The organism is Deinococcus marmoris DSM 12784 (assembly GCF_000701405.1).
GTDB classification, from domain to species: domain Bacteria; phylum Deinococcota; class Deinococci; order Deinococcales; family Deinococcaceae; genus Deinococcus; species Deinococcus marmoris.
In genome coordinates, this window is sequence record NZ_JNIV01000005.1 from 15254 (window position 1) to 28415 (window position 13162).

Here is a 13162-nt window from a genome sequence, read left to right on the forward strand (position 1 = left end):
TGCCTCAGCTCCGGGTCACGCGGCAATCACCGCCGTACACCGTGCTGAGCTTAGCGAACAGGCCGTCGATCTCCTCCTGTGAGCCGGACAGCCCCACGCCCTCGTAACTGGTCTGGGCGTTGTCATAGGACTGGCGGATGAAACAGACCACCAGCCGCTCTGGATTGGAAATGTCCCAGACCTGAAAACGCGTCCCCTGCTGCACCTCGTACAGGTTGATGTAGCCGTTGTCGCCGTCGTAGTACCAGTCTCCACCGCTACGGTATCTGGGTGGCGCAGCCGTCAGGGTGATCTTGCTTCTCAGGGCATTGTTGTTCTGATCCAGGCCGCTGATGGTCCAGATAGACTCTGCTTTGATGGGATAGCGAGGGGACCTGGACTCGGGTTTCTTGGCGCTGGAGTCGCCAGTGGCCAGACTGCCCGTCACAGAAGTGCTGGGGGCTGGAATCTTGACGCCAAAATCGCTCGTGGCGGGCGCACAGGACCCCAGCGAGACGGCGGTGGTCAGGACGGCGAGAGACAGCAGGGTAGGTTTCAGCAGAACGGATTTCACAGAAAAAAGTGTAGAGGATTCTCTGCGCTGTGAGAACGAAAATGGCCCTTCCCCCGGCGGGGGTTATTTCCCGAACCGTCGGTCCCGGCCCTGAAAATCCCGCAAGGCACGCAGGAAGTCCACCCGCCGGAAACCCGGCCAGTACACGTCGCAGAAGTAGTACTCGGAATACACGCTCTGCCACAGCATGAAGCCCGACAGCCGGATCTCGCCGCTGGTGCGAATGATGAAATCGGGGTCCGGGGTATCGGCGGTGTACAGGTGGGCGCTGATGTGGTCCGGGGCCAGTTCGGCGGCGGCCTGTTGCAGCGACATTCCGGCGGCGGCCTGGGCCGACAGGTGAATCTTGACCGCGTCCACGATTTCCTCGCGCCCGCCGTAGCCCACGGCGATGTTCAGGCGCATGCCGTCGTAGTGGGCGGTCTTTTCCTCCAGTTCACGCAGCGCGTCCAGTACATGCCCCGGAAAGTTGCTGTGCTGCCCGATGGCCCGGACCTTGACCCGATTGGCGTGGATGCGTGGATCGCCTGCCAGATTCAGTGCCTCGCGCTCCAGCAGGCGCAGGATGTGCGCGATCTCCTGCGGATCGCGGTTGTTGTTGTCGGTGGACAGCACCCAGATGGTCACGGCGGGAATGCCCAGTTCCAGGCACCACTGCAAGACCTCGTGCGCCTTGTCTGCGCCGAAGGAATGTCCCATTTCAAGCCCCATGCCCCCGGCCCGCGCGTAGCGGCGGTTGCCGTCCAGGATCAGGCCCAGGTGACGCGGCAGTTTGCCGCCCGTCGCCACCTCGCGGGCCAGCCTTTGTTCATAACCCCACAGCAGCGCCCCACGCGCCGCACTGCGCGTTTTCTGAAGCGTGCGGACGGCGGCGGCAGCGGGCTTGGACTTCATAGACCGGGGTAGTTTAGCGCGCCAGAAAACATCGGGGCGTCCTTCAAACGGATGAACCGTCCATGAGCGGGGCGGCAAAGAGGCTTTCCTGCCGTGTCCGCAGCAGCTCCAGCGCCTTGTGGTCCAGCCGGGACAGCGCCGCGTCTGCCACCGTCTGCCGGGGCAGTGCAGAGGCCGCCGCGTACACATGCAGGGTGATCTGCCGGTGCGTCATGCTGTGCTGGACCTGCCCCAGCAACTCGCCTGGACGCGCACCGAGACGGGCGCAAAGTTCTTCCAACACTGTTACCTCGGTTTGCTGCGGGCCAAACTCGAGCATCGGCAGGCCCATCAGCCCGCCCAGCAGGCCACCCTCGCGCCTCTCCAGCACGGCCTCCCGCTCATCTCCGATCAGCACGGCCACCGCCTGCACCATCCGCGCCGCCGCCCGGACTTTGGGCGCGGGAAAGGCGGTGGGTGTGCCGCGCTTAAACGCCGCGCAGTGGGCAGACAGCGGACATTCGGCGCAGCGCGGGGCCTTGGGCGTGCAGACCGTTGCGCCCAGGTCCATGACCGCCTCGTTCCACGCGCCGGGGCGGGCGGGGCACAGCAGGGCGTCGGCCCGCGCCTGAATCCAGGCGTCTGTCGGTCTCGCCTCGCCGTAGAGCCGCGCCAGCACCCGGCGCACGTTGCCGTCGTTGACCGCGCGGGCTTCACCGAACGCCAGACTCGCCACGGCGGCGGCAGTGTAAGGCCCCACCCCTGGCAGCGCCAGCCAGCCGCTGTAATCGGCGGGAAAACCGTTCTGAACGATGACCTTTGCCGCGCGGTGCAGATTGCGGGCGCGGGCGTAGTAGCCGCAGCCTTCCCAGGCTTTCAGCACGGCCTCTATGGGCGCTTCGGCCAGTGCCTGGACGCTGGGAAACGCCTCCAGAAAGCGGTCATAGTAGTGCAGGCCGCGTGCCACCTGCGTCTGCTGGAGCAGAATCTCGGCCACCCACACGCGGTAGGGGTCACGCGCGCCCTCTGTGCCCAGCCTCCACGGCAACTCACGGCCCGATGCATCAAACCACGCCAGCAGCTCCGTGCGAATCTCGGGGATGGCTGTGGAAACGGAGTCTGGAACAGCAATCACCGCGCCAGTGTAGAGGCGCGGTGCTGGGAAAACAGTGCGTTTTGTCAGGGGCGGGAGAACTGCTCTAGGCCCGCAGACCCAGGCCCTCGCGCTGGGCGGCTTCCGGCCTGCTGCCCGCTGGGGTGCGGACGCGGCGGCGCACGCCGTCGGCATACTCGGCCAGATCGGTCAGGAGGTCCGCCACGCCCACGCGCAGCAGAAACTGGCCGCCGGGCAGCGGGGTCAGGGCCAGGAAGGGCGCGCGGGTCAGGGTTTCGAGGATGCTGCCCAGTTCGGCGTAGTTGACGCCGCTGCCCAGCTTCTCGGCCAGACGCGGCACGCTGATCACGCTGTGGGCGGGCTGCTGGGCCAGCGTCAGCAGCACGAAGCTGAAGACGCCGCGCTGCGCCAGATACGCGCTGACCAGTTCCGCGACGCTGGCCGCCGATTCCATGTCCACATGCCCGGCCTTCCAGTACCCGCGCAGGTCCACCGGGGACAGCGGGGAGAGCCGCGCATGTTCGATTAGGGCGGCCAGCGCCTCGTGGGTCAGGCGGGACACGCCCTGCGGGTCTTCACCCTCATTGCACAGCATGACGCGGTAGCCGGGTTCCTCGTTCCAGGCGGGCGAGGTCCGGGCCTGCTCGTCCAGCGCCACCAGCACGGCGTAACCGTGTGCGCCCAGCTCGGCCTTCAGTCTCAGCACGCCGCCGCCCAGATCGTCCAGACGGTAGCCGGTCAGGTGGGCCAGTTCGGCCAGGTGTGCTGCTGGCTGCCGGGCGTCCTCGCCCTGCCGGATTTCGGGGGCGGCGCGCGGCGTCGGGGCGGACGGCCCTGCGGCCACGGCCTGAGCAGTGGCGGCTGACCCGGCAGGCGCAGATGCACTGGATGTAGAAACACTGGGCACAGGCTGGCTGGAAGTGAGCTGGCTGGGAACGGGAACGCCGCCCCACTCGGCCTGGGTCCGCTCGGCGGGCGGTCTGCCCTGAACACGGTCGGCCTGGACGCGGCCCACCTGCGTCTGGGCTGCCGCTTCCGCCGCACTGGCCCGCACCTCGGTCACCCGGACGTCGCCCACGCCAGTTTCGGATGCCTCGGCAAGCCCGGCTGAACGGGTTTCTGCGGGTTGGGCCTGTGCCGACTGAATCTGTGCTGACTGGGCCTGGGGCACTTCCTGCATCCGCACCTCGCGCACGTGGGGGGTGGAGGACACCACCACGCGGCGCGTTTCCGGGGCCTTGTTGGGTTCGCGGCGGGGCGAGACGGGCGGCGCGTAGGGCTTGACGATGGCCTCCACCTGATAGCGCGCCGGGGCCAGATTGGTAATGGTCAACACGTCGTTCACGCCCAGATGCTGCGCGTGGTACAGCCCGCCCAGGCCCCAGATGCGGGCGCGCTCGGTATCGACCTGCACGTTGTGTTCATCGCCCTTGTCGTCCACGAAGACGGCGGGGCCGCTCTGGTTGAAAGTGGGTTGCAGGTATTTCAGGATGCTGAGGCTGCCTTCTTGCAGACAGGGCCGGGTCACGATGTAACGCATTGATTTCATGCGGGAAACCTCCAGTTGAAACGCACGCACCTGACCTGGCAGGCCAACGGCGCGTGATGGAACGGGTCTGAATTGTCTCTAAAGTAGCAGAATGCGGCGGTCTACGGGGCGTTGACCACCCTCCTGCCCCCAACGTGCCCCCAGGATGACCAGAGATGGGAAAGATGAGGCGAGACGCAAGCCCCTGGCGGCCTGCTCAGCACAGCTCGGGGGTCCTCTTTTCACCCTTCACCTTTATTCTGGCAAGCATGAATCTGTCTGGCTCCACCCCCGCCTCTGCCCCCGATCCGGCCTCCGCTCCAGGCCCCAGCACAACGGCTTCCAGCCCGGCAATTCCCAGCCCTACAGTTTCCAACCCACAGGCCAGGACGCATGACCTGATCTCCCGCTATTACGCCGCCTTCAATGCAAGTGATCCGGCGGGCATGCTGGAAGTGCTGAGCGACGACGTGCAGCACGACATCAACCAGGGCGGCAGCGAGATGGGCAAGGACGCCTTCCGCGCCTTTCTGGCCCACATGGACACCCATTACCGCGAACAGGCCCGTGACCTGACTGTGATGGCCAGCTCCGACGGCCTGCGCGCCGCCGCCGAATTCGTCATCCACGGTGAGTATCTGAAGACTGACGAGGGGCTGCCCCCCGCGAAGAGCCAGGAGTATGCGCTACCGGTGGGCGCGTTCTTCGAGGTTCACGGCGGCCTGATCACCCGCGTGACCAACTACTACAACCTTCAGGACTGGACCCGGCAGGTGGGCGGCTGAACATGGACGTCACGGCGCTGAGCGGCCCGGACCTGCGCCCCTTCATCCCTGATCTGGTGCGGCTGCGAACGCAGGTTTTCCGTGCGTTTCCCTACCTGTACGGCGGCACTCCCGAATACGAGGAGGCATACCTGCGAACCTATCTGGCCGCCCGTGACGCCGTGATCATCCTGGCCCGCGACGGCGGGGAGGTCGTCGGCGCGAGTACCGCCGTGCCGCTGATCCATGAGACACCGGAGGTCCGGGCACCGTTTGAACCCCCTGAATTTGACGTGTCCGACGTGCTGTATCTGGGAGAGAGCGTGCTGCTGCCCGAATACCGGGGGCGCGGCCTGGGTCACGCGTTTTTCGACGGGCGCGAGGCCCATGCGAGGCGACTGGGGCTGGGCGTGACTGCCTTCTGCGCCGTGCAGAGGCCAGAAGACCACCCGGCCCGGCCTGCGGATTACCGCCCCCTGAACGCCTTCTGGGCGGCGCGGGGCTATGTCGAACGGCCTGATTTACAGACGACGATGAGCTGGCAGGACGTGGGCCAGACAACAGAGACGCCTAAGCCGATGCGGTTCTGGCTCAGGCGCGAGAAAGGTTGAATCGTAAGGACTCCGATTGAATCGTTTGCAGAACGATGGAAATCCGAGCGGACGCGAGGATGAGAAGAACGGGTTCCGGGCGTGGAGTTGGCAAACTGGCGCTTTCCCAGTTTGCTAACGAAACAGACGGGATCCGTATCAGCGGGCGGCGGCCTGTTTCTCGGCGGCCAGCCGCTTCTTGTTCTCGTTCCAGCCGTAGGAGCGCACAGCGTCCACGATAAACCACACGGCCAGCACGCCTGCTATTCCGGCCCACAGCCAGCTTTCCGAACGGGCGACGAAGAAGGCCCCCACCGCGCACAGGACTCCCAGCAGCACGCTGAAGATCAGGACGATGTGGGGGGGAACGCGGCGGTTGCCAAACATGGGGCCAGGATAGTCCCCGGAGTCTTACTCGCTTATTTCAGGCTCGGTCCAGGTGAGGTAGGCAGCAGGCAGCAGAAGCAGCGCCTCCAGTGTGAAGGTTTGGGGAAACCGCATGCACCCGGCCCATTGGCATATTTCCGGCCCTCTGTCCCACGCTCTTCATGGCACACTTGCCTCAATGCCAGATTTTGACGTGATCGTGATGGGCGCGGGCCACAACGCGCTGGTAACGGCGGCCTACGCGGCCAAGGCTGGACTCAAGGTAGGCGTGTTTGAGCGGCGGCACATCGTCGGTGGGGCCGTGAGTACCGAGGAGCTGGTCCCCGGTTACCGCTTCGACTACGGCGGCAGCGCCCACATCCTGATCCGCATGACCCCGGTGGTGCGCGAGCTGGAGCTGACCCGCCACGGCCTGCACTACCTGGAAGTGGACCCGATGTTCCACGCCTACGACGGCGAAACCCCGTGGTTTATTCACCGCGACGCCCAGCGAACAGCCCGCGAACTGGAAGCCCTGTTCCCCGGTCAGGGCGAGGCGTACACCCGTTTTCTGGACGACTGGACGCCGTTTGCGCGCAGCGTGGCCGATCTGTTTAACTCCGCGCCCGGCCCGCTGGACATGGGCAAGATGATGGTCAGCTCGGGCAAGGGCCGCGACTGGATGGAGCAGTTGCCGCGCATCCTCAAGCCCTACGGCGAGGTGGCGAAGGAATACTTCACCGACGAGCGCGTGCGTGCGCCGCTGACGTGGATGGCCGCACAGAGTGGGCCGCCACCAACAGACCCTCTGAGCGCCCCCTTCCTGCTGTGGCACCCGCTGTACCACGAGGGCGGGGTGGCCCGGCCCAAGGGCGGCAGCGGCGGACTGACCCAGGCGTTGAAACGTGCGATTGAGGCCGATGGCGGCGAGGTCTTCATCAACGCGCCCGTCAAGGACATCTTGGTTAAAGATGGAAAAGCGCAGGGTATCCGGCTGGAGAATGGCGACACCTACACCGCCCGCGCCGTGGTGTCCGGGACGCATATTCTGACCACCGCTGGGGCGATGCCAGACGAATTTGTGCCTGAGTCCGCCAAAAATGTGCGCGTGGGCAACGGCTTCGGCATGGTGCTTCGTCTCGCGCTGTCCGAGCAGGTCAAGTACCGCCACCACTCCGAACCCGGCAGCCGCGTGGGCCTGGGCCTGCTGATCAAGAACGAGCAGCAACTGATGACGGGTTACGGGCAATATCTGGCCGGAGAGCCGACGAAAGACCCGCCCCTGATCGCCATGAGTTTTTCCGCCGTGGACGACTCGCTGGCCCCCCCCGGCGGCGAGGCCCTGTGGCTGTGGGCGCAGTATTACCCGTATGAGCTGAGCAGTGGAAGCTGGGAAACCCGTACCGCTGAGGCGCGCGAGAATATCCTCAACGCCTTTGAGCATTACGCCCCCGGCACGCGCGACACGATTGTGGGCGAGCTGGTGCAGACACCGCAGTGGCTGGAAACCAACCTGGGCTTGCATCGGGGCAACGTCATGCACCTGGAAATGAGCTTTGACCAGATGTTCTCCTTCCGCCCGTGGATGCGGGCCAGTCAGTACAAGTGGCCGGGCCTGAAAGGCATGTACCTGACCGGAGCGAGTACCCACCCCGGCGGCGGCATCATGGGCGCGAGTGGGCGCAACGCCGCGCAGGTGCTGGTCAAAGATCTGACGCGGCGGGGCTGGAAGTGAGGCGGGTGGCGCGCGGTCCAAGGGTCAAAGGGTCTGAGAGTCCAGGGTTTTTAGCTCCTCCCCCCTCGTGGGGGAGGCTGGGAGGGGGGGCCACCGGGCAGGCCCCAGCCGCCAGCAAGATGCCCAGGCCCTTTCCATCAACCATCAACTATCACCCACCCACCCACCCATGACCCCCACCATTCTCCGCACTGGCCTCGCCTTCGCCGCGCTGGGCATTGCTTTTGCGGGTGCGCTGCTGGTCCTGACGGATCGGAGTGCAGGCTGGGCGCTGATCGCCGTCGGCGTGCCGCTTTCCGGGGTGCTGGCACTGGCGGGTGACGCTTTGGGTCCAGAATTCTCCAGAGTTCTCCAACAGCGAACGCGAACTTTGATCTCCGAAACACGCCCGTGGATGTGGCTGATCGCCCTGTACGCCGTTCTGCACGTGCCCGTGCCGCTGTGGCCGGAAGGCTTCGGCGTGCTGGGACTGGCGAGTACGGCAGCGCTGTTTGTGGGCGCGCTCCTGTACGCCGCCGAGCGCGTGGGCTGGGGCCGCTCGTGGCTGATGGCGTTTCTGGCCTGCGGCCTGGGCCTGAGCGCGGAAGTGATCGGCACCCGCACTGGCTTTCCCTTCGGCATTTATTCCTACGCCACCGCCCCCGAGCCTTTGATCCTGGGTGTGCCGCTGATGGTGCCGCTGGGCTGGTTCGCCCTGACGCTGGCGGGCCTGCTGCTGTCTGGCGGGCGGGCGTGGCTGGCCGGGCTATTGCTGGCGCTGTGGGACGTGGGCCTGGAACCGCTGATGACCGCCCAGCGTTACTGGCTGTGGAGTGACCCGAATCCCATCTGGGCGGGCGCACCGTTACAGAATTTTCTGGGCTGGTGGGTGGTGGGCAGCGGAATTTCGTGGGTCATCACGCGCATCGGCCCGGAGGTGTTGCGGGGGCGCAAGGGAGACGCCCAGATCAACTTTGCCGTCGCCTACCCTATTGAAGCCTTCTTCCTCCCCGGCGGTCTGGTGCTGGTGGGCCGCTATCCCGAGGCCGCTGTCACCCTGCTGGCGATGGGACTGGGACTGGGGCTGGCGCGTGTGGTGAGGGGAAAGCGTGCCTGACCGCGCCCCCTGGGCCACCCCGGTTCTCAAGCACAGCATTCGCCGCAGCCTGCGAACCGGGCTGGGCGGCGTGTGGGTGCGCGGTTCGCTGCCCACAGGCGGCGCGGTGCTGGCCCCCAACCACAACTCGTGGTGGGACGGCTACGTGATGCGTGAACTGGCATGGTTCGCGGGCGCGGACTTCTGCATTCTGGCGGTGGCGCGGCAACTGGAACGCTTTCCCTTTCTGCGGCGCATGGGCGCGCTGGAGCCGGGCCGGGTGCGGGAGGCGGCGCGAATGGCGCGCAGCGGCGCATGGGTCACGGTCTTTCCCGAAGGCGCGGTGCAGCCTCCCGGCCCATTGAACATGCTTTACCCCGGCGCGGCCTGGATCGCCAGAACGGCGGGCGTGCCCCTGGTTCCGGTGGCCCTGCGTGTGGTCCTGCGCGGCGGACAGTGGCCGGAGGCCTATCTGCGAATTGGGGCGGCCACCACCGACTTGGCCGGGGCGCTGGCCCACGAGCTGAGCGTGCTGGACAGCGAACTCGCCTCCAGTGACCCGGAGCAACCGCTGGCGGGCTACCTGCGCGTGATGACCGGGCGGTCTGGCGACAGCGATGAGGTGGACTGGCCTTCCCGGTTGCTCACGCTGATCACGGGGGATCGGTGAAGCCCGCCGCTCGCGCCTCTCTCAAGATGGCCTATCACACCCTCGCCTTCGCGTGGCTGGCGGGCAAGGCGGCGGTGCTGCTGATCAACGCCGTGCATTTTCCACGCCTGCGCCCCCGGCCCACGCCGGAAGGCGGCCCGCGCGTGTCCATCCTGATTCCGGCCCGCGATGAGGCCGCCAACCTGCCGCACACCCTGCCCGGCGTGCTGGCGCAGGGGGCCGCCGAGGTGATCGTGCTGGACGACGGCAGCCGCGACGGCACGGCTAATATTGCCGCTGAGCTGGGCGCGCGGGTGGTACGGGGCCAGCCGCTGCCGCCCGGCTGGTACGGCAAGCCCTGGGCCTGTCAGCAACTTTCCGTGCTGGCATCGGGCGATATCCTCATCTTCACCGACGCGGACGTGACGTGGCACGCCGGGGCGCTGGGGGCCGTGCTGCACGAGCTGGAGGCCAGCGACGCCGACTTGCTGAGCGTGCAGCCCCGGCAGAACAACCGCACCCCCGGCGAGCGGCTGCTGACCCCGCTGGTGGACGCCGCCGTGCTGTCGTACTTCCCATACCCGGTGATCACGTTGCCGCAGGCCGCCGCCACCATTGCCAACGGGCAGGTGATGGCCTTTCACAAAAGCGCGCTGGAACGCGCCGGGGGCTACGCACTGGTGCGCCGGGAATTGCTGGAAGACACCCAGCTCGCCCGCCGCTTGAAGGCCCGTGGGGGCCGGGTCGCCTCGGCGCTGGGCCGGAATGCCATCGGCGTGCGGATGTACCGCTCGTATCCCGAATCGGTACGGGGGTTTTCCAAGAACGTGCTGCCCATCCACCTGCACTCGCGCCCGCTGCTGCTGCTGAGCGCGGCGGCCCATCTGGCGGTGTACACGCTGCCGTGGCTGCTGCCTGTGTTGGGGTGGTCTGTGCCGGGGGCGCGGGCTTTGCGCGTGCTGGGCCTGCTGGAACGAACCGCCGTCGCCCTGATCGCGGGCCGCCGCACCCCCGCCGACGTGCTGGAGGGGCTGCTGGGGCCAGTCACGCCGCTGCTGGCGCTGCCGGTGTACCTGCGGGCGGCGCGGCGTCGGGTGGTCTGGAAGGGGCGGGAGTATAGGCAAGGTGAAGGAGGAGAGGATTAACCCTCGGCAGGCTGCCTACTCCAGCAGCACGGCTGCCATCTCCATCAGCGTGCAAAAGTGACTGCCCTGCCCCACAGTCCGCACTATCTTCAGGGCATGAATGGCAGGACCAACAGGAAAACGCGGGCTTGAGGAACGCTCCCAGACACGTCGCGGTGATCGGCGCGGGCTTCGCGGGGCTGGCGGCGGCGCTGCGGCTGGCCCAGGCTGGGGCGCAGGTGACCGTGCTGGACGCCCTGGAGCGGCCCGGTGGCAAGGCCGCGCTGGGTTACGAGGATTTCTCCAGCGGCCCCACGGTGGTCACCATGCCCCAGATTTTCCGTGCGCTGCACGAGCGGCTGGATTTGCCCGCCCCCCAACTGGAAGCCGCCCGCCCCACCACCACCTATCACGCGCACGCCTCTAAACCCGGCGAGGGCCGCATCTTTGCCCCCGAAGCGCTGCATGTGGCCGGCAGCCTGGAGCCGACGCTGGCGCAGTTGTCAAAGACAGAGGGCAGGCGCTACACGGAGTTGCTGGCCTCTGCGCGCCGTATGTACCTGGACGCCGCGCCCACCTTCCTGTTCGCGCCGCCGCCTAACCGCGCGCGGCTGGCCCGCTACGCCCTGACGCGTGGGCTGCGCGCCGCGCCGGGAACGACGCTGGCCCGGTATACGCGCTCGGGGCCGTTCATGTCGCCGTTCTGGCTGCGCTTCGCCACGTATCTGGGGGCCGATCCCTACCGCGCCCCCGCCGTGCTGCACAACATCGCCTGGGTGGAACTGGGCTACGGCGTGTGGCACATGCAGGGGGGGCTGCTGGCGCTGGCCGAGCGGCTGCACGACAAGGCCACAGAGCTGGGCGTGCGCTTTGAATACGGCACGCGCGTGCGGCATCTGATGGTCCACGGCGGGCGCGTGCTGGGGGCGCACACGGACCGGGGGGCCATCGCCGCCGACGCCTGGGTCAGTGCGGCGGACCGCGCCCTGACGCTGGGGTGGCTGGGCGTGCAGGAAAAACCCACCCCGCGCGGCGTTAGCGGCTTCGCGCTGCAACTGCATCTAAAAAGAGACATGGGCCGTGCCCACCACATCTTCTGGCCCGCGCAGTATGCCCGCGAATGGCAGGATATCCGCGCCGGACGCCTGCCGCGCGATCCCACGCTGTACCTGCATCTGGACGGCAACCGCGCCTTTTTGCTGGTCAACGCGCCGCCCAGACCGGAGCTGGAGGACGATTCGCGCACCTACGGGCTGCTGCTGCTCAAGCTTTTGCAGGAACGCCTGCCGCCGGACTTGCAGCCCCTTGAGATTGAGGACTGGTTGCCCCTCGGCCCCGCCGACTACGCCCGCGTCTCGCAGGGCGGCGCACTGTACGGACGCGCCCCACACGGCCTGACCGGCAGCCTGCGCCCCGGCTGGACCGTGCCCCAGATTCGTAATCTGGCGCAGGTGGGCGGCACGGTGCATCCGGGCGGCGGTGTTCCGCTGAGCCTGTTGAGCGGCTGGAACGGCGCGGGAGGGCTGCTGGGGCTGCGCTACGACGCGCTGGGCGGGCTGGACGTGCCAGGAGTGGGGGAGACGTGGGAGTTTTAATCCGGCCCTCCTGCGTCAACCGCCAACCACCAACCCTCAACACCCTGCCCCAGCCCCCCACCCGCCCCGGCAACGGCCACCTTCAGGACTGGGCTTTACAGCCGCTGCCGCTGATCGAGGAGGGCGCACGGCGGGCGCGGGCGGCAGGAACGGACCTGTTCCGATTGAGGCTCGGCATTCCCTCCATCGTCGGTTTCAGTCCGGCGTGGAACAAGCGGCTTCTGAGCGATCTGGACACCTTCCGCAGTGCGGGCGGCTTCTCGGCGGTGGTGCCGTATCTGGCCGGGGGCGTGATCCTCACCGACGCGCCGATGCATCGGCGGCGGCGGCAGACCATCAATCCGGGCTTTGGGAAAAAACACCTGGAAACGTTGCGCGGGCGGACGCAGGCGGCGCTACCGCCCATCCCGGACGGTGAATTTGATGCATTGGCCTGGGCCGATGGTGCGGTGCTGCGCCTGCTGAACGCGGCGTATTTTGGCGGCGAGTTTGACTCGCACCTGCTGCACTCCTTCCTGGCCCCACTCAGACAACCCTTCCCAATCCCGGCCCTGCCCCGCCCGCTGCTGTTCCTGCGTGTGGACGCCGAGTTGCGCCGCCTTGCCACGCTCAGGCTCACGGAAGGCGGGGATGATCTGCTGGCCGTTCTCGCCCCCGTTCCTGGTGGACTGGAGGAGGCGCGCGTCAGCTTGGCCGCCGCCCACGACACCACCACGCACGCGCTGGCCTACGCGGTGTGGCATCTGGCCCAGCATCCGCAGTGGCACGCGCCCCAGCACCACGCTGCCGTGCTGAAGGAAACGCTGCGCTTGCACCCGCCCGGTTGGATGGGCAGCCGCCGCCTGAACCAAGAGCTGGACTGGAACGGTGTGAAGCTGCCGCGCGGCACTCTGGCGCTGTACGCCCCGTACCTGTCGGCCCGTGATCCAGGGCTGTGGGACGCGCCGGGGGAATTCCGGCCTGAACGCTGGGAAGCCAAACCGCCTGCGTGGGCGTACCTGCCCTTTGGCGGCGGCGAACGCCTGTGCCTGGGGATGCACCTGGCGCAGATGCTGATTCTGGACGTGCTGGCGGCGCTGCCCCCGTTGCGGGCGGTGCGCGGCGACGATTCCCCGGTGCCAGGGATCACGCTGGGGCCGAAGGGGCCGCTGGTGGTGCGGCGGGTGTCATGATTCGGGTATTGTGATCAACGTTAC

General features: G+C 67.3%; 13 protein-coding genes. 8 read left to right on the forward strand and 5 right to left on the reverse strand.

The annotated features are described in order from the left end of the window. Positions 1-4: 4 nt before the first annotated feature. From Q319_RS0101465 to Q319_RS0101480, 4 genes are all read right to left on the reverse strand, one after another. Positions 5-553, reverse strand: a complete 549-nt coding sequence (locus Q319_RS0101465) for a hypothetical protein (RefSeq protein WP_029480023.1) — start codon at positions 551-553, stop codon at positions 5-7. Positions 554-616: 63 nt separating this feature from the next. Next, entirely contained in the window at positions 617-1447 is an 831-nt protein-coding gene (locus tag Q319_RS0101470) for an isoprenyl transferase (RefSeq protein ID WP_029480025.1), read from the reverse strand. A gap of 43 nt (positions 1448-1490) precedes the next feature. Then, positions 1491-2561 (reverse strand): A/G-specific adenine glycosylase, encoded by a 1071-nt coding sequence (mutY, locus tag Q319_RS0101475; protein WP_245618879.1) that lies wholly within the window; start codon positions 2559-2561, stop codon positions 1491-1493. A 64-nt stretch (positions 2562-2625) separates the two neighbouring features. Further along, positions 2626-4089: a hypothetical protein gene (locus tag Q319_RS0101480; RefSeq protein ID WP_034413310.1), complete on the reverse strand. Its 1464-nt coding sequence runs from the start codon at positions 4087-4089 to the stop codon at positions 2626-2628. A 248-nt stretch (positions 4090-4337) separates the two neighbouring features. Here Q319_RS0101480 and Q319_RS0101485 point away from each other — a divergent pair, with 248 nt between their 5' ends. Both Q319_RS0101485 and Q319_RS0101490 read left to right on the forward strand, forming a co-directional pair. After that, the gene (locus tag Q319_RS0101485) at positions 4338-4853 is read left to right on the forward strand and encodes a ketosteroid isomerase-related protein (RefSeq protein WP_081845836.1); all 516 of its coding nucleotides are present in this window, start codon (positions 4338-4340) and stop codon (positions 4851-4853) included. A 2-nt stretch (positions 4854-4855) separates the two neighbouring features. Continuing rightward, a complete protein-coding gene (locus Q319_RS0101490; RefSeq protein ID WP_029480031.1) occupies positions 4856-5443 on the forward strand; it encodes a GNAT family N-acetyltransferase in 588 nt (195 codons plus the stop codon). Between the two features lie 138 nt (positions 5444-5581). Here the strand turns inward: Q319_RS0101490 and Q319_RS0101495 are convergent, their stop codons facing one another. Then, on the reverse strand, positions 5582-5809 hold the full coding sequence (locus tag Q319_RS0101495) for a hypothetical protein (RefSeq protein WP_029480033.1): 228 nt from the start codon (positions 5807-5809) through the stop codon (positions 5582-5584). Between the two features lie 178 nt (positions 5810-5987). On the opposite strand from Q319_RS0101495, the gene Q319_RS0101505 reads away from it, so the two are divergent. The 6 genes from Q319_RS0101505 to Q319_RS0101530 all read left to right on the forward strand — a co-directional run bounded on the left by Q319_RS0101505 (position 5988) and on the right by Q319_RS0101530 (position 13138). Then, a complete protein-coding gene (locus Q319_RS0101505) occupies positions 5988-7523 on the forward strand; it encodes a phytoene desaturase family protein (RefSeq protein WP_029480035.1) in 1536 nt (511 codons plus the stop codon). A gap of 169 nt (positions 7524-7692) precedes the next feature. Next, positions 7693-8619, forward strand: a complete 927-nt coding sequence (locus Q319_RS0101510; protein ID WP_029480037.1) for a carotenoid biosynthesis protein — start codon at positions 7693-7695, stop codon at positions 8617-8619. Continuing rightward, complete coding sequence (locus Q319_RS0101515) at positions 8612-9268, forward strand: lysophospholipid acyltransferase family protein (RefSeq protein WP_029480038.1); 657 nt, start codon at positions 8612-8614, stop codon at positions 9266-9268. Before Q319_RS0101510 ends, Q319_RS0101515 begins: the two co-directional genes overlap by 8 nt. Positions 9269-9294: 26 nt before the next feature. Then, a complete protein-coding gene (locus tag Q319_RS0101520; RefSeq protein WP_029480039.1) occupies positions 9295-10392 on the forward strand; it encodes a glycosyltransferase family 2 protein in 1098 nt (365 codons plus the stop codon). Between the two features lie 128 nt (positions 10393-10520). Then, complete coding sequence (locus Q319_RS0101525) at positions 10521-11966, forward strand: phytoene desaturase family protein (RefSeq protein WP_029480040.1); 1446 nt, start codon at positions 10521-10523, stop codon at positions 11964-11966. Further along, positions 11954-13138: a cytochrome P450 gene (locus tag Q319_RS0101530; RefSeq protein ID WP_245618881.1), complete on the forward strand. Its 1185-nt coding sequence runs from the start codon at positions 11954-11956 to the stop codon at positions 13136-13138. Before Q319_RS0101525 ends, Q319_RS0101530 begins: the two co-directional genes overlap by 13 nt. Positions 13139-13162 lie beyond the last annotated feature (24 nt).